The following is a 26967-nucleotide window of genomic DNA, read 5'->3' on the forward strand; positions in this document are numbered from 1 at the left end:
CGCTTTCTCGTTGGGGCGAAAAAACTCTTCGTTCGCCCGGTCAGCCCTGTGCGTTCTCGATCGCCGATTCGAGTCGCTCCATCGCTTCGGCCTGGTCGTCGTCGCTGAGGGGGACATAACCCACTTCCTCGGCGACGATCTCCTGGCTCGTCGCGTTCTCGAGCCAGAACCGGGCGAACTCGGCGACGTGCTCCTCGGCCAGCGCCGACTGATTGGCGTAGGTGAAGAGTGGTCGGGAGAGGGGCGTGTACTCGCCCGCACGGGCGGTCTCCAGCGAGGGTTCCACACAGCCGTCACCGTCGTCGACGCCGAGTGCTTTCACGCTGTCCGAGTTCTGGGAGTAGTACGCGAAGCCGAGGTAGCCGATGGCGCCCTCGGAGCCCTCGACGCCCTGAATGATAGTGCGGTCCTGCTCGGTCGCGGAGTAGTCCTGTCGGTGACCGGCCTCCTCGCCGAGGATAGATTCGATGAAGTAGTCGTACGTGCCCGAGGCGTCGGTCGGCCCGTAGAGTTCGAGCTCCCGATCGGGCCAGTCGTCGTTCACCTCGCTCCAGGTCGAGGGCGGATCGTCCGCCGCCCAGATTTCGGCGAGTTCCTCGACGGTGATGCAGTCGATCCAGTCGGCCTCGTTGTTGACGATGACCGTCAGCGCGTCGGTGGCGACGGTGAGTTCGACGGGGGTGACGCCGTTGTCGGCACAGGCCTGCTCCTCCTCGGGGCGAATCGGTCGGGAGGCGTTGTTGAAGTCGGTGCGGCCGGGACAGAAGTGGTTCGCGAAGCCACCACCGGATCCCGTCGACTGGAGGTTGATATTGACGCCCGAATGTTCGGACTGGAACCGCTCGGCCATCGCCGTCGCCAGCGGAAAGACGGTCGAACTGCCGGCGATGTCGATGGTTCCGGACAGGCCGTCATCGGACCCGTTTCCACCGCTCCCGCTCTGGGTGCAGCCAGCGAGACCGACGGCGCCGACCGAACCGGTCGCCGCCAGGAACTTTCGTCGCGACACGGACCCGCTCGTAGGTTCGTCCGTCATCACCAGAAAGTGATCTTCTGTCACATAAGTACCCTTCTATTAGAACTATATAGATATAGGTACGTGAATTGATGGCGTGGCGTCGTCAGTCGGTCGTCAGCGGAGAGAGCGGCGAATATCCGCCACAGAACGGTTAAACGCCCATTTCAACCAGAACGGGGCGTGTCGGTGCTCCGGACCCAGCAACATACCACGCCGAACACGGGATGAAAAACCCCGATTTCGTCGCTGATGAACCACACGTCCAGAGGAGTATATAGATATGAGCAGATTTATTTTGAGTCGCCCAACAGTTCCGGGTATGGTCGAGACCCGCAAGGTGCAGGTGACCGGCGGATCGACGTACACGGTGTCGCTTCCGAAAGACTGGGCGAACGAGAACGACGTCTCGGCGGGAAGCGAGGTGGCGTTCTACCCCGAAGGCGACTCCCTCTTCATGACGCCCCGGACGAGCGAAGAGCGGACCGAGGGCACCCTCGACGTGGGTGACCTCGAAGGTCCCGAACTCGTCCGGGCCGTCATGACGATGTACGTCAGCGGCTTCGACATCATCGCCCTCGAAAGCCAGCGCATCACGACCGACCAGCGGCGGACGATCCGCCAGGCGACCCAGAGCCTCGTCGGCCTCGAGGTGCTCGAAGAGACGCGTGACCGCATGGTGATCCGTGACCTGCTCGACTCCTCGGAGCTCTCCATCAACAACGCGGTGACGCGGATGCGCCTCATCGCCCTCTCGATGCTCGAAGACGCGGTCGCGGCGCTGGTCGAACTCGACACCGACCTGGCGCGGGACGTGATCCAGCGCGACGACGACGTCGACCGCCTGTGGATGGTCGTTTCGCGGATCTTCCGCGCGACGCTGCGGAGCCCACGGGCCGCCGAGGAACTCGGCGTCACCCGCGAGGTCTGTTTCGACTACCAGTCGGCGGCGCGACAGCTCGAGCGCATCGCGGACCACGCGACAAAGATTGCCCACCTCGCGCTCGAATTCGACGACCCCGTGCCCGACGACGTGGCCGACGCACTCGAAGAACTCCACGACGACGCCGCCGCGGTGACCGACCTCGCGATGGACGCGCTCTTTCTCGAGGACAACGAGGAGGCCACGCGGCAGGCCAACGAGGCCCGGGAGTCGGTCCAGAAGATCGACAGCCACGCCCGAACCATCGACGAACTCCTCCGGGAACTCGACCCCACGCGGGCACAGCTACTCGGTCTCGTCGTGGACTCGCTGTCACGGAGCGCCGACTACGGTGGCAACGTCGCGGAGACGGCGTTACAGAAAGCAGCGCCGACGCCGTGAGAAGGTCGGAAGATTACCGAGACGCCCGATTACTCCAGCAGAACGGCGTTGACCTGGCCGGTCTGGCCGGGTCGGGAGGTGACGCGGGCACGCCCCTCGCTCGTCTCGATGATCGCCCCTTTCGTGATGATGTTTCGCCGCACGTAGTTGATGTTCGAGGGGTTCTCGACCACGTTCTCGATTTCGGCTTCGACCGTCTCCCCGCCGTCGGCGACGTGGGCGACGTTCGTCGCGAGCGCTCGCGTCTTCGTTTCGGTGCCCCGCGCGTCGACGGTCTGGAACCGAGGCTCACCGAGCGTCGTTTCGGCCGGCTCGCGGCCGAGCTGGTAGCGCTTCTTGTTTCGGAAGGGGCGCAGGCGGCCTCCCGTACGCTTGCGTGTCGAGCGTCCCTGATCTTTCATACACCTATCCAGTCCCAGGAACTACTTGAATCGCTCGAAACGAACGGGCGCCGCGGCGCCGATCCGTACGCTTTAGTGGGCCGTCGGCGCTGTCTGGACCATGAGCCTCGAGGTGGCCGTCGCCGCACCCTTCCGCGACCGGGGACAGTCCCGACTCGGCGAAGGGGAGTTCGTGGTCGCCCTCTCGCTGGACCGCGACTGGTTCACGCCCGACCAGGCCAAACGCCTCGTCGACGTGGCGGCCGGGCGCGGTCTGGTCTCCCGCGACGACGACGCCCTCGTCGCGGAGTTCGACCCCGCGAGCGTCACCATCCCCGACGGGTTCACGCCCGACGAATCCGTCCTGCGCGAGCAGTCCACGTTCGAGCGCGTCCTCTCCGCGCTCGTCGAGGACGGCGTCGAGAAACAGGAGGCGGTCGCAGCGATCAACGAGCGCCAGCGCGAACTCGGCGTCACCATCGAAGCCGCCGCCGTCGTCTACGCCCGCGGCCGCGGCGTCGACGTCGACGGCACCGCCGACCGAGCCCTCGCGGAACTCGAACCCGCCGTCGACGAGGAGCGTTGAAACCGCTCGGGCGCGTAGCCGGCGTATGGTCGAAGACAGCCTCGACGACGGCGTCCGCATCGCCCAGTTACTCGCCTCGGACCTCGCCGGCCACGAGGGGTCGCTCACTGCCGTGACGGTGACGGATGCCGACCCGGACGCCGAACCGACGGCGGACGGATCGCGCGCCTACCGGGTGCGCGCCGACGGCGATCCCCTGGCGACGGTGTTCGTCCACCCGGAACGGATCCGGATCGAGTTCGAGAGCGGGCACGAAACGGCGCTCGCCGCGGCGCGCGACGCCGACCTACGCGTTCGACCGAAGGCGAGCGAGGCACCCCGAACGGTCGTCTTCGTGGAGAACGGCGCGGCGGTCAAGCGGGCGCTCGACGTCGTCGAGCAGGTCGTCGAGGCGGACGCGTAAGGCGCCAGATCGCCGCGAGAATCAGTCACAGCGCGTCGATAATCGCCGGGAGACGCTCGGCCAGGTCCGCCCGGTCGACGTGGACCGTCGCGACCGAACTCGGGGACGGCCCGTCCGGATAGCCCACCTGCACGGCGACGAGACCGGCGTCCGCCGCGCCCTGGATGTCGGCGGTCACGTCGTCGCCGACGAACACCGTCTCCGCCGGGTCGGTGCCGAGCGCGTCCACGAGCGCCGTGAAGGCCGAGGCGTCCGGCTTGCCGGCGTCGAGGTCACCCGTCACGAGCGCCACGTCGAAGGCGTCCGCCCAGCCCAGGGCGCGGAGCTTCGACCGCTGGGCGATGACCGGGCCGTTGGTCAACAGACCGAGTCGGTAGCGCTCGCGCAGCGTCGAGAGCATCTCTTCGACGCCCGGAACCGGTTCGAGCGCCGTGTTGATCCGTGAGCGGTACGCCGCCGCGAGATCGGTGGGGTCCGCGTCGGTGTCCACGTCATCGAGCAGTCGCTCGAACACGGGTTCGCGACTCCGGGCGGTCAGATGTTCGGCGTGGGCGTCGAGATACGCGTCCCGTGAGCGCGGCGGTGCACCGACGGCGCGCATCGACTCCGTCAACAGCGTCTCGCGATCCCTGCGCGTGACCGCGAGCGTGTCGTCGAGGTCGAACGCGACCGCGGCCGGTTCCATACCAGCCGTAGTCCGGCGACGGGTATGAGCGTGCTGGCTTCCGGCGGGGTTTTTGCGTCTCCGCGGGGAGAGTGGAGTATGACACTCGATCCGGTCCACGTCGACGGGATCGCGGACATCGCCGGCGTGCTCGCGTCCCGCGTCGACGACACCGACCACGACGACCTGGCGCGGACGGCGTTCGAGGAGTGGCTCGATCCGCTCCAGGTCGACGGCCGGACGGTGCTCGAGCCGCTCGGCGAGCGACGCCTGCGCTCGGTCGCCATCGACGACGTGGCGCTGATCGACCCGCCGTTTCCGACCGTCCACGGCCTCGATTCGGGGACGATCAACCCCACCACGTTCAAAAACGGGTTGGTGCTCGACGTGGCCCACGCCGCGATGGCGGTCACGCCGACCGATCTCGACCTCCACCGCGCGCGAAGCCTCGTCACGACCGTCCACGCCAACGACCCGACCCTCTCGCTGGACACCGACTGGGTGCGCCGCGACGAGGGGTATCTCCGGCGCAAGATCCTGCACGCCCCACGGGTGAACCGCTACGCCGAGGGCGTCGTCCACGCGCTCGCGCTCTATCTCGCCGAGAGTTCTCACGCGCTCGAGCACGCCGACGCCGTCGACGACTGTCTCCTGCTCGACGGGCCACTGTACCCGAAAGAACTGCTCAACTGGCAGGACCGCGACGCCGAACTCGGCGCGCTGACGACCGAGGCCAAACCCCGCGCCATCGTCGAGAACTACGTCCGACTGGTCGAGCGCCTCCTCGACCGAGACGTTACCATCGCCGGCTTCGTCAAGAACCCGTCGGCGAAACTCGTCACCCGGACGCTCCGGGAGAAGGGCGTCGACGCGCCCTGGGTCGACGACACCGCGCTGTTCACGCGCCTGTTGGAACCCGGCGACACCGACCGGCTCACGTTCACCAACTGGTTCGTCTCCCGCGGCGGCTCGGACCGCACCCTCGCCGCGGACGGTGACGCCCTCGGCGTCGACCGACAGCACGACCCTGAGACGTACGAAGTGACGTTTTTCGTCGTCTACGACCCGCGAACCGAACTCTGTTACCGGATCGAAGCCCCGGCGGGACTCACGAGCGACGCGGACGACCGCGACCGGCTCACGCGACAGCTCCTCCGCGACGTGGCGACCGCCCGCGGGCCGCCACCCGTCATCGAACGCGCGGACGCCCTCGCCCGGATCGGCGTCGACGAGAAGGCAGCGCTCAGACGGAAGTTCGAGGAGCGACTGGACTCGCCGTTCGTCAGTACGTACGACGACCGGCGGTGGGGCGAGGAGTTCTGAACCGGGTCGGTGGCGCTACTCCCCGGCGATCACCGGAACCGACGCACCCGATCGTCGAACCAGCCGTCAGTCGATCGGATCGGCCTTCTCGACCTCGATCGTCACCGTCGATTCGGGGATGCCGACGCGGGCGAACTGGGTCCGGAGGTGTTCTTTCGCCGCCTCGATGGCCTGCTCACGGGTGTCGAACCCGCGTGGCATGGGCGATTCGAAGGCGATCTGTATCTCGCGGCCGTCGATTTCGGTGGTCGACCCGCCGCTCTCGACCTCGTAGAACTCGTCACAGACCCAGACGTACGCGGCGTCCTCGTCGGGCGCCCCCTGGAAGGACGGGGCCTGCTCGCCCCGCTCGTAAACGGTTCCGGTGAGCGTCGTCTCGCCACCGTTGCCGCGAATCAGTAGCATAGTGAAGATACGAGCGCACGACGTAAAAGGCGTCTGTGACTGCTCCCGGCAGCCACACGCATCGGGATTATCGTAACGGTCCAGAGAGTCTCGCCGTGACGGTCCGGCGAGAACCTCCGACGACTTCCGATAAACCCTATCACTCGTCGCCGAAGGTGGCCTGCAGGTCGGCCGCGATCCGCCGGCGCGCGTCCGTCGCCCGTTCGAGGTCGGGGAAGGAGGCAAAGACGTGGACCATCCCCGGATAGTGGGCGTGGGTCACCGACACGCCGGCCGCCTGCAGGCGATCGGCGTAGGCCGCCCCCTCGTCGCGGAGCGGATCGTAGCCCGCCGTGACGACCGTCGCCGTCGGGAGATCGGAGAGATCCCGCGCCCGCAACGGCGACGCGTAGGGGTTCGCGCCGTCGATGTCGTCGGCGAGATACCGCGCCCAGTACCAGCGCATGCTCGCCTGCGAGAGCAGGTAGCCCTCGGCGTTCTCGGCGTAGGAGTCGGTGTCGAACGCGTGGTCCGTGATCGGATAGAGCAGCACCTGGTGGTCGATGGATGGCCCGCCGTGCTCGCGCGCCAGGAGCGTCACGGCGGCCGCGAGGTTCCCACCGGCGCTGTCGCCGCCGACGGCCACGCGGCCCGGGTCGCCGCCGGCGATGGCGGCGTGTTCGGCCGCCCACGCCGTTGCGGCGTAGGCGTCGTGGACCGGCGTCGGAAACGGATGCTCCGGGGCCCGTCGGTAGTCGACGGAGACGACGACGCAGTCGGCCGCCCGCGCGAGGAGGCGACAGATGCCGTCGTGGGTGTCCAGATCGCCCCGCACCCAGCCGCCGCCGTGGAAGTAGACGAGGACGGGGTGGCCGTCACCGGGTGGCGTGTACGTCCGCACGGACAGGGGCGTCGTGGGGTCGCCGCCCGGCCCCGGAATCGAGAGGGTCCGAACCGTCAGGTCGTCGTCCGGTGGCTCCGACACCAGTTGGGAACGGAGCGCCTCCCGGGCGCCCGAAACCGACAGCGCGTGCGTCGGCGGAAGGTCGATCCGGTCGAGGATGGTTCGGGCCTCGGGATGCAAGTCGTCGGCGCGCCCGGTCACGGGACTCGTCCTCCGCGACGGCCGTCCGTCAGGATCATACGCGACCGTACTCGATCCGGATAGATAAAGTTCGACGGCGGGCCGACCGGAACCCAGGTCCAAGCCCTTATGGGTGCGACGAGTCACAGACGGATATGGCGATTGCTACTGGTGACTCCGTCACCATCGCGTACACCGGTCGGCTCGACGATGGCACCGTCTTCGACACCACCGACGAATCCACCGCGGAGGAAGCCGGCCTGCTCGACCAGCAGCCGGATCGCGAGTTCGAACCGCTCACGGTGACCGTCGGCGAGGGGAACCTCATCGAGGGGCTCGAATCGGCCCTGCTCGGCCTCGAAGAGGGCGACTCCGAGACGATCACGGTCCCGCCCGAGGAGGCCTACGGCGAAGCGACTGGCGACAGCGTCCGCGAGTTCGACGCCGAGGACTTCGAAGGCATGGTCGGGCAGGAGCCGGTCGAAGGGATGGAAGTGCGGGCCCAGGGCGGCGCCGTCGGAACCGTCGTCGAAATCGACGGAGACGTCGTGCGCGTCGACTTCGAACATCCGCTGGCCGGCGAGACGCTGACGTTCGACGTGGACGTGCTGAACGTCGAGTAAGCACGTCGCCGGCACCGCACCCTTGCCTTGATAGGGTAACCCGTCGTGGATGGTGTCGTGAGCGAGACGCCGACGATCCACGCACTCGACGACGCGACGGTTCGCCGCATCGCCGCCGGCGAGGTGGTCGAACGCCCCGCCAGCGTCGTGAAAGAACTCGTCGAGAACAGCCTCGACGCCGACGCCTCGCGGATCACGGTCGCCGTCGACGGCGGCGGGACGGACGGCATCCGCGTCCGCGACGACGGCGTCGGCATGACCGACGCGGACCTCGAACGCGCTGTCGAGGAACACACTACGAGCAAGATCACCGATAGCGACGACCTCGACGGGGGCGTCGGCACCCTCGGCTTCCGCGGCGAGGCGCTGCACACCATCGGCGCGGTGTCGCGCCTGACGATCCGGAGTCGCCCCCGGGACGGCGGGCGCGGACACGAACTCACCGTCGACGGCGGCGACGCGGGCGACGTTACTCCCTCGGGCTGTCCGCCGGGGACCGCCGTCGAAGTCGAAGACCTGTTCTACAACACGCCGGCGCGAAAGAAGTTCCTCAAGACCGAGGCCACGGAGTTCGATCACGTCAACCGCGTGGTCACGCAGTACGCCCTCGCCAACCCCGACGTGGCGATGGCGCTGGAACACGACGGCCGCGAAGTGTTCGCCACCGAGGGGAGCGGCGACCTCGAATCGACCGTCCTCGCCGTCTACGGCCGCGAGGTGGCGTCGTCGATGGTCGCCGTCGAGGGGGACCCCACGGACGCCCCCGTCGCGTCGGTGTCGGGACTGGTGAGCCACCCCGAAACCACGCGGGCCGGCCGCGAGTACCTCTCCACGTTCGTCAACGGCCGCTATGTCACCGCCGGCACGCTCCGCGAGGCCGTCCTCGACGCCTACGGCGGCCAGCTCGCGCCGGACCGCTACCCCTTCGCCGTCCTCTTCATCGAGGTGCCGCCGGACACCGTCGACGTGAACGTCCACCCCCGCAAGATGGAAGTTAGATACAATAAACCGGAAGCCGTCAAGCATCAAGTCCGTAGCGCCGTGGAAGATGCGCTCCGCGAAGAGGGCATCCTTCGCTCGTCGGCACCGCGCGGGCGAAGCGCCCCCGAGGAAACGCCCATCGATCCGACATCGTCAATCGAGGAAGTGACGACCGCCGACGTTGACGTCAACAGTACGGAAGCCGACGAATCGGCACTGGATGAACCGAGTACGGCCGGTCCCGACGATGTCGAAGAGTCCCCGAATGATACGGGTTCGTCTCGGTCGACGCCTTCGACACAGTCGCCGCAGTCGGAGTTGGCATCGTCATCCGAGGAAGCACCGGACACGTCGTCGGACTCATCGGCAGGGACGACGACACAGTCATCGGAGTCGACGGCACGAGAGTCGAAGGCTCCCGAATCAACACGACCATCCACGCTCTCCGATTCGTATCGGACACCGTCTACCGAGAAATCAGAGACGGATACGCAAACGTCCCTAACCGGCGGCGACGCGTCCCAGCCGACCGAATACGACAACTTCCCCAATCTTCGCGTATTGGGGCAGCTACACGATACGTACGTCGTTACCGAGTCCGACGACGGTCTCATTCTTGTCGACCAGCACGCTGCCGACGAGCGGGTGAACTACGAACGTCTTCGGAAACAATTTGATGGCGACACGACAACCCAAGTGTTGGCGGAACCGGTCGAAATCGAATTAACCGCCCGCGAAGCAGCGGTATTCGACGCCTACAGAGACGCAGTAGCGCAGTTAGGCTTCCATGCCGATCTCGTCGACGACCGAACTGTCCGCGTGACGACCGTGCCCGCCATCGTTGCCGAATCGGTAGGACCGACGCTGATACGCGACGTTCTGACCAACTTCGTCGACGATGAACGAACAGCCGAAGAAACGGTCGACGCAGTGGCCGACGACCTGTTGGCAGATATGGCGTGTCACCCGTCGATTACGGGGAATACGTCGCTGACCGAAGGGTCGGTATTCGACCTCCTGTCAGCGCTCGACGACTGTGAAAATCCGTGGTCGTGTCCACACGGCCGTCCGGTGTTGATTCAGATCGATTCCGAGGAGATTGACGATCGCTTCGAACGTGACTACCCTGGGCACCAATAATGACGGGGATTAGATTCGGAATTTGAATATGTCGCCACGATATCGGTCTTCGATATCTTCGTCGTAAGTGTGAATATAGGAGTCGATTGCGTCGCGGGGCGAGCGGATTTTACCGCCAGATTGGATATCTCCCCGTAGATACTTGACGAGGTCACGAGGCCAGTTCTGTTCGACCTTGAACCATGCCGTCCCGACGTACTCCCGTAATGCGACATCACGACTCCACACAACACGCTCGTCAACTGTCAGTTTCAATTCCGTGCTGGATTTTCTCCCTGTCGCGACCCGAGAAGCGTACCTCGGAACTTACTCGACGAAAGCAAAAACCCGCGCTCGGGAGAAAGTCGACTGGCTCTAACTACAGCCACTCTGTCCCGACGTATTCGAGACCGCCGACCTCTTCTTGGGCGTATACCTGTGACACTCGATGGACCACGTCTGCGACCTGCTTGGCCGAAAGGGTCGCGTCGGCGAAGTAGAACGCCGCTCGATAGTCGTCATCATCGAGTTCGAGGACGAAATCGTCGTCGTAGGTGACGATGATGCGGTCGGTGTCCCGAGAGTACCGAGCGATAGGCCGGTCGTCGGTTCCCTTCCCGAGTTCGTCCGCAAAGTCGATGTGTTCGACGTCGTGGCCGTAGTTTTCGAGTCGGTGAAGCACCTCATGCTCGACGTTCTCGTCGAGCATCAGCCGATACGCCATCCACTATTCCCCGGGAGGCGTCAGCGTCGACCGACGTTTGGCTTCCTCGACGGCCCGCTCGTGGCGCTCCTCGACCTGCTTCATCTCCTCGGGGTTGTTATGGAAGTAGGCCAGCGCCTCGTACACGTCCGCGACATCGAGGCCGTGACGGTCCGCAACCGTCTCCGGACGAAGTCCTCGCTCCTCGACGCGCTCGTGGACGTACCGGACGGTAATTCGACTTCCCTCGATGTGGGGCTCATCGTGGACCGACGACTCCTCGCTCGACACGATCCGGTATGTTTGCGTCGCCATTCTGCTTCCATCTACGGTGTCGATACTGAAATAGGTTCGCGGGAGGGAGAAAATCGCTCGGTTCTAATCGTCTCCGCCTGTCTCCATCTCGTCACCGAGGATGTCACCCATGATAGCCCCGAAAACAGATTTCAATCCCGTGCAGGGTTTTCTCCCTGTCGCGACCGTCCCGGCGGTGTTCGACGCGGCGCTCGATCCGTCGCTCCTCCGGGACGCGCTGACGGGCGTCGCCGACGGCACCGTCGACGCCGTGGCCGACTCCCTGCTCGCGGATCTGGCGTGTTACCCCTCGATCACGGGGAACACGTCGCTCACGGAGGGGTCGGTCGTCGACCTGCTGGCATCGCTCGACGCCTGCGAGAACCCGTACGCGTGTCCGCACGGCCGCCCCGTCGTCGTCGCGTTCGACCGCGAGGAGATCACGGATCGGTTCGAGCGCGACTACCCGGGTCACGGCGGCCGCCGCTCCGAGTGACGAACGCACCTTTTTCCGACCGTCGGCCGAACGGCGACTGTGACCGATCTCGTGACCGTCGGCGAGGCGACGCTTCGGCTCTCGCCACCGCGCGGCGAGCGCATCGAGACGGCGGGGACGTTCGACGCCCACGTTGGCGGCCCGGAGAGCAACGTCGCCGTCGCGACCGCGACGCTCGGCCTCGACGCCGCCTGGCTGTCGAAACTCCCGGACACGGCGCTCGGCCGACGCGTCATCGGCGACCTGCGCCGTCACGGCGTCCGGACCGGCGTCGTGTGGACCGACACCGGCCGCGTGTCGACATCGTTCGTCGACCGCGGCGGCCCGACCGATTCGACCGATGTCTCCGACCGCGAGGACGCCGCGATCACGACCACGACGCCCGACGACCTCCCGATGGGGGCGGTTCGCGACGCCAAGACGCTGTTCGTCAGCGGAGCGACCCCCGCCCGCTCGGAGACGCTCTTGGAGACGACCGAGACGCTCCTCGACGTGGCCGGCGAGGCCGACACGACGCGAGCGTTCGACACGCGATACGACGCGACGGGACTCGCACCCGCGACCGCCCGTGAGCTGTACGACCGCCTGCTCGATCGGGTCGACGTGCTGATCATCGACGAAGCCGACGCCCAGGCCGTCTTCGACCTCGACAGCGACGTGGTCCAGGCGGGACACAGCCTCCGGACGCGCTACGACTGCGCGACCGTCGTCATCACGCGCCGGCGGTGGGAACAGCCGACGATTGGCCTGCAGGGCGAGGAGATCTACGAGGTGCCGGCCTTCGAAACGGCACTGCGCGATCCGGCCGGCGTCCACGACGCGTTCGTCGGTGGCTTCCTCTCCGGCCGCCTCCGCGGCGACGACGTGAAGGAGGCGTTGACCGAGGGCGTCGCGACGGCGGCGCTCAAACGAACCATCGTCGGCGACACCGTCGTCGGCTCACGCGCAGATGTCGCCGCCATCCGCGACGGACGGAACTGACGGGCGCGTCTCGAACGGTTACGCCAGTAGCTGGCCGTCTTCCGGAGGTGTATTATGAACGTCGTAGCGGTGCCCACGTTAGCACCGAGCACGGAGTACGAAACGAACGGATGGCTCTGTCGGGGGAGGTTCGATAAAAGAAAGCCGCGTGAAGACCGCTTTCGGCGGTCAGTCGTGATTAGTCGTTAGTTGTCGCGCCGCGTGGCCAGCAGTGCAGCCGCGAGCAGCGCGATGACTGCGACGATGGCACCGAAGCCAGGACCGCCGCCCTCGGTCGTTTCCGTGGGCGTTGCCGTACCGGGCTCGGGCGTCGCCGTGGCCGTTGCGGGCTCAGGCGTTGCCGTTGCGGTCGCGGTCGGCTCAGGCGTTGCCGTCGGTTCCGGCGTCGGTGTCGAGACCGACTGGACGATCTGGACTTCGACGAGGTCCGTGTTCTCGCCGTCGTCAGCTTCGAGGTTGTACGTGCCCGTCTGCACGTCCTCGAGTTCCAGCGACACCATGTACTGACCATCGTAGCCCCACTCCTCGGTCGTCGTCAGTGCGACCGAGTTGCCGGCCTGCGTCTGGAGTTCCACGGTGATCGAGTTGTCGTCTGGTCGGAGGTTCGTGGTGCCCTCGACGACCATCGTGTCGTCGACAGCGACCGGGTTGACACCCGAGGCCTGCATGCCTTCGGGGTAGACGTTCTGGATGGACGTCCGCGGTTCCGCGAGGCGGAAGTTCTGCGTGACAATCCGGTCGTCGCTTGCAACCTCTTCAGTCGTCTGGTCGAGCAGGCGTGCGCGCATCTGGTCTCCCGTGAGGCCCGCAGTGCTCAGGTTCTTCTCAACGAAGTCCGAGAGGGTACCGCCGGGGACGTCACCGTCACCGTAGTCACCGTCTCGACCGGGCGTCAGGACGTGGACGCTGATCTGACCAGTAGCAAGGTTGCCGAGACTGACTTCGTTGTCCTCGAACGTGTTGTCATCCTCGACGTTGATCGTTTCGTGGTTCGCGTTGCCGCGCTCGTCGAAGAACACCACGTCGACACTCTGCGTGCCGAGCGAGGTGCCCGAGACGTTCACTTCGTTGTCGATGGTGGACACCTGTCCACCGACCGTCTTGACGCTAGCGGACAGTTCGGTGTCGACAACACGGAGCGACTTCTGGTTGCTCGTGCCCGTGTTGAACTCGGACACCGTGACGTTCTGACGGACGGTTCCAGTGCCACCGACGTCAGCAGCGTCAATCACGCCGATGCGGTAGGTGCCGGGCAGCGACAGGAGCTGGCTGCCAGGGCTGGGATCATTCGAGAGGATAACGTCTTCCTTCTCGAAGGTGTCGTCAGCGTCCACCGAGATCGTTTCGTCACCGTCGAGGGTGAGGAGCTGGTAGCGGCCTTCACGGCGGACGTAGAGTGCAACGTCTTCGACACCTTCCGAGGCGGTGCCGTTGACGTCGACTTCGCTACCGACAACGTACGTGTTGCCGGGCGTGTTGAGGGAGACGTCGCCCTCTTCGATCGTCAGCGAGGGGTCGTCTTCGAGATTACTTTCGGTGATTTGGTTCACGAGATCGCTGCGCGGGATGCTCGAGTTGTTAGCCTGGTAGACGTTGACATCAACGTCAGTCGTGTCCAGGCTGCTCGTGTCGATCTGACCGACGCCGACACCGGTGTCGTCGTCGACCTCGACAACTGCGTAGGCGTAGTTGCCCTGCGACAGGCTGATCGAGCCGCGTCGGACGGTGTCGCCAACCTGGCGGAAGGTGCCGTTAGCGGCACTGCCGCCGACGGAGACACCGTCACGGAAGTCGTCTGCCTCGATGGCAACGACGTGGAAGTCGCCAGCGTTCGAGCCTCGGATCGAGAAGGTCACGTCCTGACCGCGCGTGACCGTCTCCGAGTCAAGGTCGAGCGAGACGTCGTCGTCGCCGGTCACGGTGACCGTCGTCGATTGCGTTGCACGACCGAAGTCGAGGTCGTCAGCACCAGCAACTTCGAACGTGAAGGTGCCAGTGTTGAGGTTGGAGAGATCGACACCCCACTCAACCTGACCGTTCGAGTTAGCCTTCGTGGCACCCTGGGTGCCCGTCAGGGCGTCGCCGGTGACATCAAGGCCGTCATCGTTTTCGACGGTCAGTTCAAGTTCTTCAGCCTCTTCGTAGTTGTAGTGCGCGTCGACAGTGAGCGCACCAGAACCGGAGGTACTGTCGCCCTGCGGGACAGATCCGCCGGAGATGTCCGCATCGTTCACGTTGTCGACTTCAAGCTGGGTGATGCGCGGTTCAAGGACCGTTGCGTTGAACCCGCCGTCGCCAGCGTCCGGTCCGTTAGCGTCGTACTGGCCCGTTGCCTGGTCTTGGTCGATCGGGAACGTGAGGGTCTGACCCTCTGCGTCACCGCTCGAGCCGATCAGGGAACTCGTGGAGCCAGCGAACTGGAGGTCTTCCTCGCCCTGGAAGACGGTTGCACCCGAGTAGATGGTGACAGTCGTGTCATCATCGACAGGGTCGGCCGGGTCTCGGTTCGAGGTCCCCGGTGCACTGACATCCCGGATGGTGAAGGACGTAGACGCGCTGGTCGATGTCCCATCGTTACTGTCCTGGAGAGTGCTGGTAACTGTCGCGGTAGTATCGGATGAGACCTGTTCAGTCTGGACGTCAACAGTCACGTTGACGCTACCGCTGAGGTTCCCGGATCCAACAGCACTGGAGTCCGGCTGGAAGGTGACGAGGAACTGCTCCGGCGATCCGTCACTATCAGGGTCGTTAGTGCTCGTACCGGTCGTGACACTAGACCCATTAATGATGACGCTATTCACGGCAGTCGAGGTTACATTGGCACCGCTTGCTGGGCTGACATCAAGTGTGTAGGTGTCAGTATTACCATCAGCCGTGTAACCATCGAATGTGAAATTAACCGTGTGTGTTCGAGTTGTCTCTTCGTCCACGTCAGTGGCATTGGTGAACACGCTGTGCGCACCAGAACCACTGTTAACCGCAGCAGCAGATCCAGACAGCGCCACGGTTCCAGCGAAGACGCTGAAAACCATGAGCGCCGCGAGGACTACTGCGCGGATCTGATCGTTATAGTCTGTCATGTTTTGCGTTGTTACGGATGGCAATCCTGAGCTGCCCTCTTTCATGCCGAGTTCGTGGTCTGGCGCTGCGCCAGCCACCGGTAGGGGTATCCAAAATGTCCCTTCGGTGTAGTAAATGCTTTGTGGTCTGTAGGGGTGTATGACGCGTGTCAGACCCTCACACGCCAGTAGGACCGGGTTTGTGGTACTCGGCTGCGGAGGCGCTCCCGTGAAAAGGGATAACCGGGGAGCCCGCCGGAGAGGCCGGCTCGGAACGACGCCGAATTCGGCGTCCAGCCTCGTGTTCTGTCGGTATGCCCTCAGTTCGGTGGACCGATCCATGCGAGTTCGTGTCCGGGATGCTGCACGACCAGTCCCCACTCGATGGCGATGTCGACGAAGGGCTTGACCTGCTCTGCCCACCAGACATCCGCCGAGTCGTCCGGATCAGTGGCATCACGCCGAATCTCCGTCTGGAGTTCGTCTATCGAGACCCGGCGGCGCTCGCGAAGCAGTTCCAGCGCTTCCCGGCCCACGGCGACCTGCGATTCCGCGGCGCCGAACTCCGCCCGGGCCATGGCGACGACATCATCGATGTCCGCGACCGATTCGGGCACCTCGCGGCCGCCGCCCTCGGCAGCCGTTCGCTGCTCACCTTGCGACGAATCGACCGTTCGCGCCGTCAGTCCCGACATCTGCGCCTCCAGTCGGTCGAGACACTCTTCCAGTTCGTCGATCTGCTCCGTCCGCTGTTCAAGCTGTTCGACACGCTGCTCGAGTTTCTCGACGCTGTCCTCGACGGCGTTGATCCGGCTGTAGATGTCCTGTACGTCCTGCTGGATCGCCTGCCGGCAGATTTCCCGGAGGTGCTCTGCCGTAGTCCGGTTCCGCTGTTCGGCGTCCTGTTCCAGCGCCGCCCACAGTTCCTTCGGCATCCGGACCGATTGAGGTTTCATCGTGCGGAAATATCCGACTTCACGCCTTGTTGTGGGGCAAAACTGCGTTCCGAACGTACCGCGCCGAGCGGAGCGAGGCGCGGTTTCACCGGACGCGACCGAAGGGAGCGTCCGGAGGTTTTTCCCAAATTTTTGCAAGGAGTGGTTCCCGCAGCGAGCGAAGCGAGCGAGGAAACCCGACGCAACAAAAAGTGGAATGCCGCCTCCCCGATTTGAACTCGCCGAGACGGTCGGCCTCACTTCGTCGCCGGCTGCCAGCGGGACCTCCGATCCCGCCTCGTTCGGCCGCTGCGACTCGTCTGCTCAAATCGTGTCGGGAGCAGTTTCGCGGCCGACGGCTCACTCGCTACGCTCGTTCGCGTTGTCGGCCGCAGAAACATGCCGCCTCCCCGATTTGAACGGGGGACAGCTCGATCTTCAGTCGAGTGCTCTCCCAGTCTGAGCTAAGGCGGCGCACTTGCTGGGAGGTGAATCGGAGCCAAAAGGATTTCGGAACACGGCGGCCGGGTGACCGCGCCTCTCCCGCGCGCACGCGACGACTCACGATAGTCGATACGTATCGATGTCGTCGCCGGTGCCGGCGTCGCGTTCGGCCGCCGCGTCGAGCGCCCGCCGGGTGAGCTCCGCTGCGTCGTCCAGCGACGCGTCGGGGTCGTGGCCGGCTTCGAGGACGCCGAGCGCGACCGACGCGCCGCTGCCGAACGCCGCCACGTCGTCCTCGGTGACGCTGCCGGGGGTGATCGACCGAAGCGCCGGCTCGCCGTCGGCGTCCGGCGCGGCCACGACGCCGGAAACACCGCGGTCGTCGGCCAGGTCGCTGGCCAGCCGTGCGAACGGGTCGATCCGAAGTTGGCCCCGTTCGGTGCGATACGAGCGGATCTCAGCGTCGAGGCGGTCGGCGAAGGCGTCCACGTCACCGGGCGCACCGACGATGGCCGCGCCGGCCTCGCCGAACTCGAAGACGTGTCGGTGGGAACGACTCCGGACGTGGCCGTCGGTAACTGCGAGCCGATCACCCGCGAGGACGACGCCCTCCGCACACGCCACGCCAATGACGGTACTCATGCGTGAGGGTAGGAAAGCAAGCGGGGTATGTGTAGGGGCTACGCGCCGAGGAGGTCGTCGACCAACGCTTCGGGGTCGAATCGGTCGAGGTCCTCGTACCCCTGTCCGGTGCCGAGAAAGAGCACGGGCTTGCCAGTCACGTAGGCGACGGAGATGGCGGCGCCGCCCTGGGAGTCGGCGTCCGCTTTCGTGAGGACGGCGCCGTCGATTTCGGCGGCGGCGTCGAACTGCTGGGCGCGCTCGACGGCGTCCTGGCCCGCGACCGCCTCGTCGACGAACAGGGTGAGGTCGGGAGCGACCACGCGGTCGATCTTCTCCAACTGGGCCATGAGATCACTGGAGGTGTGCAGTCGACCGGCAGTGTCGCCGAGCACCACGTCGATGTCGTTGGCCTCGGCGTACTCCACGCCGTCGTAGATGACGGCCGCGGGGTCGCCGCCCTGTTCGTGGGCGATGAGACGCTTGCCCAGCGCGTCGGCGTGTTCCTGAATCTGCTCGTTCGCGCCCGCGCGGTACGTATCACCGTTGGCGAGCACCGACGAGTAGCCCTGCTCCTCCAGGTAGCGCGCCATCTTGGCGATGGTGGTCGTCTTGCCGACGCCGTTGACGCCGGTGAAGACGATGGTGACGGGCTTGTCCGCCTGTGCGATGCGCTCCTCGAAGTCGAACTGGCCGACGCTGATGACGTCGAGAAGCGCGTCGCGCAGGGCGTCCTCCACGAGGTCGCCCGTGCTGGCCATCTGGGATTTGGTCTCGCCGACGAGGTTCGACCGGATCTGGTCGAGAATCGCCTCGGCGACGCCCATCTCGACGTCGCTCTCGAGCAACGCCATCTCCAGGTTCCAGAGCGGGTCTTCGAGGTCCTCCTCTTCGAGAACGACCTTGCCGGTGGCGAAGGCCTTGGCGCGCTGGAGACGGCCGGGACCGTCGCTGCCCTCGTCCGCCTCGGCGTCACCCTCCGGTGCGGCGGGGGTCGGCGCGTCGGTGTCCGTCGATTCGGATTCCGTTTCGGCCGCGACCTCGGATTCAGCCTCGGCTTCCGCGTCGGCGTCCTCCGGCTCCGGCTCGACATCGGCGCTCTCCTCGACGTCGCTCCGGAAACTGTCCAACTTGTCTTTCAGTCCGTCGAACATCAGCCTGCGTTACTCGTCCTGCTCTTGTTGCTGTTGCATCTGCTGCATCTGCTGTTGTTGCATCTGCTGTTGCATCTGCTGGGCCTCCTGCTCGAGTTCGGCGCTCTCAGCTTCGAGTTCCGCGATCTCCTCCTGCACGTCCTCGATACGGTCGTCGAGCACGTCCTGTTTGCGTTCGAGCGCCTCGATGGCGTCGCCCTGGGGCTGTTCGGCCGCGTAGCCACCGCCGAGGTCCACGATCACTTCGTCGATGTCCTGGACTTCGGCACGGAGGTACGCGCCACCGCCGAGGGGCACCTGCACCGTCGACCCGGTGTCGAGCGTCTGGATGGCCTCGATGGCCTCGTCGATTTCGGTTTTGCGCGTCTGGAGGTCCTCGACCTCCTCTTCGAGCTCCTCGATCTCCTCTTCGATCGCCTGCATCTCCTGGGAGAGCTGCTGAAGTTGCTGCTGACCACCGCCACCCATCATGCGGCGGTCACCTCCTCGACCTCGACTTGCGTGCGCTTGAGGCCGTGCTCGCTCCCGAGCTGTGAGAGCGTGTGCTCGCGCGCGACGTTCTCGTTCGGGGCCTCGATCGTCTTCTGGAAGCTACGATACCCGGTTCGGTCCTGAAAGCGTCCGCTGACGGCGAACTGACTCATGTACTGGATGGTCGTGAGGAAGCGGGAAGTATCTTCCTACTGGCGCTCGATATAACCGAGCGTCTCCTCGATGCGGCCAAGTTCCGGGCCGGTGGTGTCGGTGCCCACGACGTAGCCGTTGTCGTTGGCGATGAGCCCGGAGCCGACGAGCGGCGCGCCGTAGTTGATGGTGCCGATGTCGGCCCGGATATCGAGGGCCTCTTCGATGGCTTCGAGCTCCGGTTCGCGCGATTTCGGATGGCAGAGCACGCCCTCGTTGGTCGCGACGGCGGCGGTGCCGACCGTCCGGACGTCCGCCAGGTCGCCGCGCTCGACTGGGACGTCGAGCGCCGTCTTCACCGTCTGTACCGCCTCGCGGCTGAGGTCGGGGTGAACGTAGGCGCCGTAGTCGTTCGCGAGAACGACGTTGCCGGCGGCGTTGATGCGGCCGGGCAGTTCAGTGACGGTCCGTCCCGTCGCGTCCTCGATGGCCGACACCTCGCGGTCGGTCGCGCGACTAGAGACGAGCAGCCCCGCCTCGTTGCCGACGGCGAGCGCGCCGACGGTGCCGGAGCCGGCGACCGTCGTCGTCACTGGCTCGACATCGAGTTCGTCTGCGATGTCGTCGACGGTGTCGCTGTCGGCGTCGGGCCGGACGAGCAAGCAGTCGTTGGTCGCGCGGGCGAACACACCCACGTACGGGGAGCCGGCGAAGGAGGCGCGTAACACGTTACTCGGCGGTCTCTGCTTCGACGATCGGTTCCCCGTCCTCGACGAAGCGTGCGGCCCGAACCCGAAGCTTGCTCGGCGGGTTGTTCCGACCCTGCTTCCAGACGGCCTCGTTGATGTCGGGGTCCAGACGAACGTCGCTCTCGTCGACCTTGAAATGCTGTGCGAGGTGCTCGCGAACGAGCGTCATCGCCCGGTCCGCTTGCTTGTTCGACGGCGCGGCCTTCATTTCGCGGAGCGGGACGGTGACGACGCGCTCCTCGAAGTCGTTGGCGCTCATTTATTCGTCCGTGTCGTTTCGGCGCCAGTGGCGCCGCTTCGGATTTCGCGTTACCTGTCGGTCCGTCTTGAGCATGACCCACGCGGGAACGCGGCTGTTCTGGTTCTCCAGTTTGGCGAGCCGCTTTTTCTTCGCCTTCGATTTCTTACCCATAGTGGGCCATCTACCCCGGCGCCGCATAAAATCTTGTTCTTTCGGCCGTCACGCGCCGCCGTCGTCGGCGCTTCCGACTCGCCACGGATCCGCGAAGTCGAGAGCATCGGACGATTCGGTCTCACACCGGTCGTCCGCCCCGAAGCGGCTGGACTCGTCGACGGCACGATCGGGAGGGGTGCCACAGCCCCACCGATTCGATATAGCGATATAGAATTTATCTCGTCGGTGGCATAGTCGGAGGCCCCCTCGGTGTAGATGACCCGAGGAGATCGCCCGTGCTACGGGGCCATACGTCATCGACGGTAAGGAAGCGCCGGAAGCCCGATCAAGCTCAAATGCAGGGCGCCTCGCGGACATCTCTGTCGCGTGCGAACCCCCACCGAGACGACAGTGCTTGGGGGGAGCTCTGAGTTCCCGGCACACCGCGAACGATTCTCGGCGAGTCGCGGAAGGATTGGGACCATCAGGGTGGTACAGTAGTCACTCCCCCTCGAACTCATCGGAGCGAGGACGATCCGACGATCGTGACTGCACCCCGCGGGAGATCGGCCGAACTACAGCCAGACATCACCGCGCTCCCCACAGCACGCCGAGGATTCGCCCGCAGAGCAGGCCAGGCACGGCGACAGTGCCGCCCGGTACGGAATGCACCCGAAGCGTGTTGACACCGCCTCGATCCCCTGAATAAATCATATATCGCTATAGAGAATTGTCCCGTCAGCCGGAGACTCATCGTCGCATCGCACCGAAAGAAATCGCCGATTACAGCGGGTATCGCGCCACAGTGCGGTACTCCGGGCCCTCCGCCGTGAGCGTGCTCTCCGTGAGCCGGAGTGCGCTCACTTCGAGACGGCCCAGGGTGGGATCATCGTCCCGAACCACGCGCTGGACGGCTTCTTTCCCCCGCGCGTCGTCCATGCGGGCCAGGGTGACGTGCGGCGTGAAGTCGTGGTCTTCGGGATCGAACCCCAGCGCCGTCATCTCGCGTTCGACGGCCTCGTGGAGGCGCGTGAGTTCCGCGCGCCCCTCGCGGACGCCGGCCCAGACGACGCTGATGTATTCGAGGGAGGGGAAGACGCCGAATCCGGCGACGGTCATCGCGAACGGATCGACGCCGGCGTCGTCGACGGCGGACGCGATTCCGCCCTCCACGGCGTCGAGGCGGTCGGGATCGACCTCGCCCAGGAACTTGATCGTGATGTGGGCGTTCTCCGGATCGACTGGGCGAATACCGCCGGCGTCGGGCAGGCGTGACTGCGCGGCGGCGAGGGTGTCGGCCAGCGCGTCGACGGCGACGCTGACGAACAGACGCATACGAACGGGTGTCGGAAGCCGGCGAGGTAATACTAACGTCTGTAAGTCCGTGGAACGATTCGGTACCTCGGGGTACGAATCGTTCCATACAGTCACAGCCGACAGTATGAGTGCTTGGCCGGGTGACGCAGGCCTTAACCCGTCCGACACCCAATCACGACGCATGGAAGACGACCGTCCTCACCAGTTCTCCGAAGGGCAGGGGTTCGACGAGGACTACGAGGAGTTCTCGCTCGACCCGCCCGAACTCTCGGTCGACCCGGCCGAAGTCGACCCCGTCGACTCACGGGTCCTGACCGACCTGCTCGACCGACGCAACGTCGCCAGCGACCAGGTCGACGCCGAGCAGCTCGTCGATGTCGGGCTATCGTACATGGGCATCAACCGCTTCGAGGAGGCCACCGAAACCTTAGAGCGGGCGGCGAGTTTCGCCGATGACGACCAGATCGAACAGGAAGCCTGGGTGAACAAGGGCGCGGCCCACGCCGAACTCGACGAGTTCGACGAGGCCGTCGGCGCTTACAAGGAAGCGCTCTCCATCGACGAGGAGTCCGAACACGCCGCCACCGCGCACACCAACCTTGCGTACGCGCTCTGGGAGTGGGGCCGAACCGAACAGGCACTGGAACACGCCGAACGCGCCGTCGAGGTCGACCCGCGATTCGGCCAGGCCTGGTACAACCGCGGCTTCTTCCTCACCGAACGCGGCCTCCACGAGAGCGCCGTCGACTGCTTCGACAACGCCATCCGCCTCGGGATGCGCACGACCGCGGTGCTCGAAGAGAAAGCGCGGGCGCTGGAGGAGATGGGCGAACAAGAGGAAGCCGAACGCGTCCAGAAGCAGGCGGACGAACTTCGCGAGGAGGCGGAGCAGGAACTGGTCGAGGATCAGCAGCCGTGATGCGGGTTCAGGAGCGTGACACACCCGAGGGACTGCTTGTCGCCGTCTGCGACGAGGAGTGTCTCGGCGAGACCTACGAAGACGGCGAGGTGTCGCTGACCGTGACCGAGGAGTTCTACGGCGGGAGCGAGGCCGACGCCGACGACGTGGTCGACTCGCTCACCCGTGCGACGGTCGCGAACCTCGTCGGCGACCGGTGTGTGACCGTCGCCATCGAGGCCGGCCTCGTCGACGAAGAGCGCGTTCTCGACCTGGGCGGCGCGCGCCACGCGCAGTTGCTCTGGCTTTGACATCCTCCCGCCCTGAAGGGCGGCTTTCTCCTCGCACTTCCGTAATCATCGGGGGCATCGCCCCGAGAAGAATCGCTATCAGAATCTCGAACTCTGCAGTTCCTCAACGTCCGAAATAGCCCCGATAGGCACGTAATGCGTCTCGCCCGAATCACCCGTGGGATGAATCCGGATCCGATAGGACCGGTCGGGGTCGAGGTCGAACACCAGGGCGCCCGCCTTTGACGACCCGCTGAGCACCGTCGCGGTGGCGAGCGGCGCCACGTCGAGACGCTCGTCGTCGGCGATTTTCGGCGTCGCCCCGGTGTCGACGTACCGAAGTTGGTCCTCGTTGCCGACGATGAACGCGTTCTGCGGGAACGAGATGGCCTCCTCCTGTGGGTTACTGAGTTCCAGCAGGATGATCAGATAGGTGCCGTCGGCGGTTGCGTTGTTCGCGCTACTGCCGATCCGGTCGGCGCGATAGAAGTCGATGATGCGGTAGCCGATGTGGTCCGGTTCGGTGCCGACGACGAACGACTCGTCGAGGTCGTGGGTCGGCCCGTCGGGACCGGGCGTCGCCGTCGGCGTTGCGGTCGCCGTCTCTGTTGCCGTCGCCGTCGGCGTTGCGGTCGCCGTCTCTGTTGCCGTCGCCGTGGCTGTTGCATCGGTACCGCCGCCACCACAGCCGGCGAGAAGACCGGTCGCGAGGGCGCCACACGTCGCCAGAATCTGTCGTCGTTGCATAGATCAACTCCCGTGAGTCTACCTAAAGAAAGTGTCGAGGCGGCGACCGATTCTGCCAGAGTAACCGAATCCGGTTCAGCGAAAGGTAAGACACCGAAGGGGTGTTATCCCTCCGGAACCTACGCCGCTCCAATGGGAGTCCAGGAATCGTATCCGATCGACGTAGAGGCCATCCGGGCCGATTTCCCGATCCTCGACCGACAGGTCGGCGGGAACGTGGAGTCGCCCGGTGAGAGCGACGACGACGACCAGCCGCTCTACTATCTGGACAACGCCGCGACGAGTCAGACGCCCGAACCCGTCATCGAGACGATCAGCGACTACTACCGCAACTACAACGCCAACGTCCACCGCGGTATTCACCAGTTGAGTCAGGAGGCCTCGGTGGCCTACGAGGAGGCCCACGACACCGTCGCCGACTTCATCGGCGCCGACGGACGTGAGGAGATCGTCTTCACCAAGAACACGACCGAAAGCGAGAACCTCGTGGCCTACGCCTGGGGGTTGGCCGAGCTCGGCCCCGGCGACTCCGTCGTCCTCTCCGAGATGGAACACCACGCCTCGCTCGTGACGTGGCAGCAGATAGCCAAGCGGACTGGTGCCGAGGTGCGGTACATCCGCATCACCGACGACGGCTATCTCGACATGGACCACGCCGCCGAACTCATCGACGACTCCACGAAGATGGTGTCGGTCGTCCACATCTCGAACACGATGGGTGCGGTCAACCCCGTGTCCGACCTGGCCGACATGGCCCACGACCACGACGCGCTGATGTTCGTCGACGGCGCGCAGTCGGCGCCGACTCACCCCGTCGACGTCCAAGACATCGACGCCGACTTCTTCGCCTTCTCCGGCCACAAGATGTGTGGGCCGACCGGCATCGGCGTCCTCTACGGCAAGGAGCATCTCCTCGAATCGATGCAGCCGTATCTCTACGGCGGGGAGATGATCCGCAGCGTCACCTACGAGGACGCGACGTGGGAGGACCTCCCCTGGAAGTTCGAGGCCGGCACGCCCTCCATCTCCCAGGGCATCGCGCTCGCGGCCGCCATCGAATACCTGGAGGATATCGGCATGGCGTCGATCCGTGACCACGAGGAACTGCTCGCGGAGTACGCCTACGACCGCCTCAGCGAGTTCGACGACGTCACCATCTACGGCCCGCCGGGCGACGACCGGGGCGGTCTCGTCGCGTTCAACGTCGACGGCGTCCACGCCCACGACCTCTCCAGCATCTGCAACGATCACGGCGTGGCCATCCGCGCCGGCGACCACTGTACGCAGCCGCTGCACGACAAACTCGGCGTCCCCGCCTCCGCCCGCGGCTCGTTCTACATCTACAACACGCGGGAGGAGATCGACGCCCTCGTCGACGCCGTCGCCGACGCTCGCGACCTGTTCGCGTAGGCTGGCGCTGTTTTTCGTGCTGACTCGATACCGACAGCGACGGCGCTACGAGCGCAGCGTCTCGAAAAAATACGGAACTCGGTCGACCGGACGATGCTGGAGACGGGAGAGAGATGGGGTGCGCGCCTATCCTACATCGCGCCGCCCATGCCACCCATACCGCCCATGCCGCCCATGCCGCCGCCCATACCGCCGCCGGGGGCGCCACCTTCGTCGCCGCCGTCGTCGGTGCCGCCGCCCTTGAGGTCGCCGGCAGCGATGACGTCGTCGATGCGGAGGATCATGACGGCCGCCTCGGTGGCGGACTCGATCGCCTGGGTCTTGACGCGGAGGGGTTCGACAACGCCCTCTTCCTCCATGTCGATGATGTCGCCCGTGTAGGCGTCCAGGCCGGCCGTGAGGTCGCCAGCGTCGTGCTGGGCGCGGAGGTCGACCAGCGAGTCGATGGGGTCGAGACCCGCGTTCTCGGCGAGCGTGCGCGGGATGACGTCGAGTGCCTCAGCGAAGGCTTCGACGGCGAGCTGCTCGCGTCCCCCAACGGAGTCGGCGTAGTCGCGCAGACCGAGCGCGAGTTCGGCTTCGGGTGCGCCGCCGCCCGGCAGCACCTTGCCGTCTTCGAGGGTCGTGCGCACGACGCCAAGGGAGTCCTCGACGGCGCGCTCGACCTCGTCGACCACGTGCTCGGTCCCACCGCGGAGGACGAGCGTGACGGACTTGGCTTCGGCCACGTCCTCGACGAAGATGCGCTCGTCGCCGCCGATGTCCTTCTGACCGACGGAGCCGGCGAAGCCGAGGTCGTCCTCGGTGATGTCGTCGACGGAGCCGACGACCGTGCCGCCGGTGGAGCGGGCGAGTCGCGAGAGGTCGCTGTCCTTCGCACGGCGGACGGCGAGGATGCCCTCCTGTGCGAGGTAATGCTGAGCCATGTCGTCGATGCCGCTACCGACGAAGACGACATCGGCGCCGACCGACTTCAGCTGATCGACCATCTCTCGGAGCTGCTTCTCCTCCTGGTCGAGGAACTGCTGAAGCTGGTCGGGGTCGGTGACGTTGACCTCGGCGTCGATTTCGGTCTCCTTGACTTCGATTGCGCCGTCGATCAGCGCGATGTCGGCGTCCTCGACCGCGTAGGGCATGCTGTCGCTGACGCGTTCCTTGTCGACGATGACGCCCTCGATGAGTTCGGAGTTACCGATGGCGCCACCGACGACCTTCTCGACGGAGATGTTGTCGGTGTCGACGTTGCCGTCGTCGTCGCGCACGGCGAGCACGGCGTCGACGAGCAGGTCGGCGAGCTGGTCTTTGGCGCTCTCGGCGCCCTTGCCCGTCATCGCCGTCGCGGCGATCTTGATGAGCGTCTCGCGGTCGTCGGGCGAGACGTCGATGGCGTTCTCTTCCAGGATCTCCTCGGCCTTCTCCGCGGCCTGACGGTAGCCCTGAGCGAGCGTCGTCGGGTGAATGTCCTGGTCGATGAGCTCCTCGGCCTCGTCGAGGAGTTCGCCCGCAATGACGACGGCCGACGTCGTGCCGTCTCCGACTTCCTCTTCCTGCGTCTCGGAGACTTCGACGATCATGTTCGCCGCGGGGTGGTCGATGTCCATCTCCTTCAGGATCGTGACGCCGTCGTTCGTGACGACGACGCTCCCGCCGGAGTCGACCAGCATCTTGTCCATTCCCTTCGGACCGAGCGTGGTCCGTACGGATTCTGCGACGGCCTTGCCAGCCGTGATGTTCATCGTCTGGGCGTCTTTCCCCTGTGTCCGCTGGGAATCCTCGCCGAGAATGATCATCGGCTGTCCCTGCTGCATTCGCTGAGACATAATCACTCAGTGATTGATTGTGATTCTATAAAAATGTTTCGTTTCTTCGTGTTCCCCACCGCGCTGCAGTCGGGTGATTAGCGGTTCGAATGAGGGTTGTTGGCACGGGGGAATACCGTTGTCCGGTCGCGTGGCTCGACGGTGA

At 65.5% G+C, this 26967-nt stretch carries 29 protein-coding genes, 1 tRNA gene and 2 pseudogenes; 11 read left to right on the top strand and 21 right to left on the bottom strand.

The features are described from left to right. Positions 1-40 precede the first annotated feature (40 nt). Positions 41-1036, bottom strand: coding sequence for a PstS family phosphate ABC transporter substrate-binding protein (locus tag MXB53_RS02085; RefSeq protein ID WP_248895550.1), 996 nt, complete (start codon positions 1034-1036; stop codon positions 41-43). Positions 1037-1337: 301 nt separating this feature from the next. On the opposite strand from MXB53_RS02085, the gene MXB53_RS02090 reads away from it, so the two are divergent. Next, complete coding sequence (locus MXB53_RS02090; RefSeq protein WP_248895551.1) at positions 1338-2339, top strand: phosphate uptake regulator PhoU; 1002 nt, start codon at positions 1338-1340, stop codon at positions 2337-2339. Between the two features lie 29 nt (positions 2340-2368). On the opposite strand, the gene MXB53_RS02095 is transcribed toward MXB53_RS02090, so the two are convergent. Then, positions 2369-2740 (bottom strand): 30S ribosomal protein S8e, encoded by a 372-nt coding sequence (locus tag MXB53_RS02095; protein ID WP_248895552.1) that lies wholly within the window; start codon positions 2738-2740, stop codon positions 2369-2371. A 100-nt stretch (positions 2741-2840) separates the two neighbouring features. Here MXB53_RS02095 and MXB53_RS02100 point away from each other — a divergent pair, with 100 nt between their 5' ends. Then, positions 2841-3305: a DUF2240 family protein gene (locus MXB53_RS02100; protein WP_248895553.1), complete on the top strand. Its 465-nt coding sequence runs from the start codon at positions 2841-2843 to the stop codon at positions 3303-3305. A 25-nt stretch (positions 3306-3330) separates the two neighbouring features. Next, complete coding sequence (locus MXB53_RS02105; protein ID WP_248895554.1) at positions 3331-3708, top strand: DUF7993 family protein; 378 nt, start codon at positions 3331-3333, stop codon at positions 3706-3708. A gap of 25 nt (positions 3709-3733) precedes the next feature. Here MXB53_RS02105 and MXB53_RS02110 read toward each other — a convergent pair whose 3' ends face one another. After that, positions 3734-4393: an HAD family hydrolase gene (locus tag MXB53_RS02110; RefSeq protein WP_248895555.1), complete on the bottom strand. Its 660-nt coding sequence runs from the start codon at positions 4391-4393 to the stop codon at positions 3734-3736. Positions 4394-4471: 78 nt separating this feature from the next. Here MXB53_RS02110 and MXB53_RS02115 point away from each other — a divergent pair, with 78 nt between their 5' ends. Further along, positions 4472-5695: a DNA double-strand break repair nuclease NurA gene (locus MXB53_RS02115; protein WP_248895556.1), complete on the top strand. Its 1224-nt coding sequence runs from the start codon at positions 4472-4474 to the stop codon at positions 5693-5695. 66 nt (positions 5696-5761) lie between these two features. On the opposite strand, the gene MXB53_RS02120 is transcribed toward MXB53_RS02115, so the two are convergent. Together MXB53_RS02120 and MXB53_RS02125 are read right to left on the bottom strand one after the other, a co-directional pair. After that, entirely contained in the window at positions 5762-6100 is a 339-nt protein-coding gene (locus MXB53_RS02120) for a DUF7113 family protein (RefSeq protein ID WP_248895557.1), read from the bottom strand. 139 nt (positions 6101-6239) lie between these two features. Continuing rightward, a complete protein-coding gene (locus MXB53_RS02125) occupies positions 6240-7184 on the bottom strand; it encodes an alpha/beta hydrolase (protein ID WP_248895558.1) in 945 nt (314 codons plus the stop codon). Positions 7185-7318: 134 nt separating this feature from the next. On the opposite strand from MXB53_RS02125, the gene MXB53_RS02130 reads away from it, so the two are divergent. Next, positions 7319-7786, top strand: a complete 468-nt coding sequence (locus MXB53_RS02130) for an FKBP-type peptidyl-prolyl cis-trans isomerase (RefSeq protein ID WP_248895559.1) — start codon at positions 7319-7321, stop codon at positions 7784-7786. Positions 7787-7843: 57 nt separating this feature from the next. After that, on the top strand, positions 7844-9907 hold the full coding sequence (gene mutL, locus MXB53_RS02135) for a DNA mismatch repair endonuclease MutL (protein ID WP_248895560.1): 2064 nt from the start codon (positions 7844-7846) through the stop codon (positions 9905-9907). A gap of 358 nt (positions 9908-10265) precedes the next feature. Here the strand turns inward: mutL and MXB53_RS02140 are convergent, their stop codons facing one another. Then, a complete protein-coding gene (locus tag MXB53_RS02140; protein WP_248895561.1) occupies positions 10266-10610 on the bottom strand; it encodes a DUF5615 family PIN-like protein in 345 nt (114 codons plus the stop codon). A gap of 3 nt (positions 10611-10613) precedes the next feature. Then, the gene (locus MXB53_RS02145) at positions 10614-10904 is read right to left on the bottom strand and encodes a DUF433 domain-containing protein (RefSeq protein ID WP_248895562.1); all 291 of its coding nucleotides are present in this window, start codon (positions 10902-10904) and stop codon (positions 10614-10616) included. Between the two features lie 157 nt (positions 10905-11061). Here MXB53_RS02145 and MXB53_RS02150 point away from each other — a divergent pair. Further along, a pseudogene (locus MXB53_RS02150) lies at positions 11062-11379 on the top strand (DNA mismatch repair endonuclease MutL); the annotation flags it as partial. A gap of 39 nt (positions 11380-11418) precedes the next feature. Continuing rightward, the gene (locus MXB53_RS02155; RefSeq protein WP_248895563.1) at positions 11419-12360 is read left to right on the top strand and encodes a sugar kinase; all 942 of its coding nucleotides are present in this window, start codon (positions 11419-11421) and stop codon (positions 12358-12360) included. 185 nt (positions 12361-12545) lie between these two features. Here MXB53_RS02155 and csg read toward each other — a convergent pair whose 3' ends face one another. From csg to thpR, 12 genes and pseudogenes are all read right to left on the bottom strand, one after another. Continuing rightward, positions 12546-15161 carry an HVO_2072 family ArtA-dependent S-layer glycoprotein gene (csg, locus tag MXB53_RS02160; RefSeq protein ID WP_248895564.1) on the bottom strand — a complete coding sequence of 872 codons (2616 nt, stop codon included), beginning with the start codon at positions 15159-15161 and terminating at the stop codon, positions 12546-12548. Positions 15162-15344: 183 nt separating this feature from the next. Beyond that, positions 15345-15761, bottom strand: a pseudogene (locus MXB53_RS15910) (surface glycoprotein); the annotation flags it as partial. Further along, positions 15740-16375, bottom strand: a complete 636-nt coding sequence (locus MXB53_RS02165) for a hypothetical protein (protein ID WP_248895565.1) — start codon at positions 16373-16375, stop codon at positions 15740-15742. The gene MXB53_RS02165 and the pseudogene MXB53_RS15910, both read right to left, overlap by 22 nt. Before the next feature lie 379 nt (positions 16376-16754). Next, positions 16755-16828: transfer RNA gene (locus MXB53_RS02170), tRNA-Phe, on the bottom strand. 87 nt (positions 16829-16915) lie between these two features. Further along, positions 16916-17440: an Ntn hydrolase family protein gene (locus tag MXB53_RS02175; RefSeq protein ID WP_248895566.1), complete on the bottom strand. Its 525-nt coding sequence runs from the start codon at positions 17438-17440 to the stop codon at positions 16916-16918. A gap of 38 nt (positions 17441-17478) precedes the next feature. Further along, the gene (gene ftsY, locus MXB53_RS02180) at positions 17479-18573 is read right to left on the bottom strand and encodes a signal recognition particle-docking protein FtsY (RefSeq protein ID WP_248895567.1); all 1095 of its coding nucleotides are present in this window, start codon (positions 18571-18573) and stop codon (positions 17479-17481) included. 9 nt (positions 18574-18582) lie between these two features. After that, the gene (pfdA, locus tag MXB53_RS02185; protein WP_248895568.1) at positions 18583-19041 is read right to left on the bottom strand and encodes a prefoldin subunit alpha; all 459 of its coding nucleotides are present in this window, start codon (positions 19039-19041) and stop codon (positions 18583-18585) included. Continuing rightward, positions 19041-19217: a 50S ribosomal protein L18Ae gene (gene rpl18a / locus MXB53_RS02190; protein WP_248895569.1), complete on the bottom strand. Its 177-nt coding sequence runs from the start codon at positions 19215-19217 to the stop codon at positions 19041-19043. Before rpl18a ends, pfdA begins: the two co-directional genes overlap by 1 nt. A 36-nt stretch (positions 19218-19253) precedes the next feature. Next, positions 19254-19925, bottom strand: a complete 672-nt coding sequence (locus MXB53_RS02195; protein ID WP_248895570.1) for a translation initiation factor IF-6 — start codon at positions 19923-19925, stop codon at positions 19254-19256. A gap of 1 nt (position 19926) precedes the next feature. After that, entirely contained in the window at positions 19927-20205 is a 279-nt protein-coding gene (locus MXB53_RS02200) for a 50S ribosomal protein L31e (RefSeq protein WP_248895571.1), read from the bottom strand. Then, positions 20206-20358, bottom strand: a complete 153-nt coding sequence (locus MXB53_RS02205) for a 50S ribosomal protein L39e (protein WP_248895572.1) — start codon at positions 20356-20358, stop codon at positions 20206-20208. A gap of 765 nt (positions 20359-21123) precedes the next feature. Further along, a complete protein-coding gene (thpR, locus tag MXB53_RS02210) occupies positions 21124-21675 on the bottom strand; it encodes an RNA 2',3'-cyclic phosphodiesterase (protein WP_248895573.1) in 552 nt (183 codons plus the stop codon). Positions 21676-21838: 163 nt separating this feature from the next. Between thpR and MXB53_RS02215 the strand changes: the two genes are divergently transcribed. Both MXB53_RS02215 and MXB53_RS02220 read left to right on the top strand, forming a co-directional pair. Beyond that, positions 21839-22576, top strand: coding sequence for a tetratricopeptide repeat protein (locus MXB53_RS02215; RefSeq protein ID WP_248895574.1), 738 nt, complete (start codon positions 21839-21841; stop codon positions 22574-22576). Next, entirely contained in the window at positions 22576-22866 is a 291-nt protein-coding gene (locus tag MXB53_RS02220) for a DUF424 domain-containing protein (RefSeq protein WP_248895575.1), read from the top strand. Before MXB53_RS02215 ends, MXB53_RS02220 begins: the two co-directional genes overlap by 1 nt. Before the next feature lie 78 nt (positions 22867-22944). On the opposite strand, the gene MXB53_RS02225 is transcribed toward MXB53_RS02220, so the two are convergent. After that, positions 22945-23592 (bottom strand): DUF4352 domain-containing protein, encoded by a 648-nt coding sequence (locus MXB53_RS02225; protein ID WP_248895576.1) that lies wholly within the window; start codon positions 23590-23592, stop codon positions 22945-22947. Between the two features lie 132 nt (positions 23593-23724). Between MXB53_RS02225 and MXB53_RS02230 the strand changes: the two genes are divergently transcribed. Then, the gene (locus MXB53_RS02230) at positions 23725-25002 is read left to right on the top strand and encodes an aminotransferase class V-fold PLP-dependent enzyme (RefSeq protein ID WP_248895577.1); all 1278 of its coding nucleotides are present in this window, start codon (positions 23725-23727) and stop codon (positions 25000-25002) included. Between the two features lie 131 nt (positions 25003-25133). On the opposite strand, the gene thsA is transcribed toward MXB53_RS02230, so the two are convergent. After that, positions 25134-26792 (bottom strand): thermosome subunit alpha, encoded by a 1659-nt coding sequence (thsA, locus tag MXB53_RS02235; protein ID WP_248898054.1) that lies wholly within the window; start codon positions 26790-26792, stop codon positions 25134-25136. Between the last annotated feature and the right edge of the window lie 175 nt (positions 26793-26967).

Source organism: Haloplanus sp. XH21 (assembly GCF_023276355.1).
GTDB lineage: Archaea > Halobacteriota > Halobacteria > Halobacteriales > Haloferacaceae > Haloplanus > Haloplanus halobius.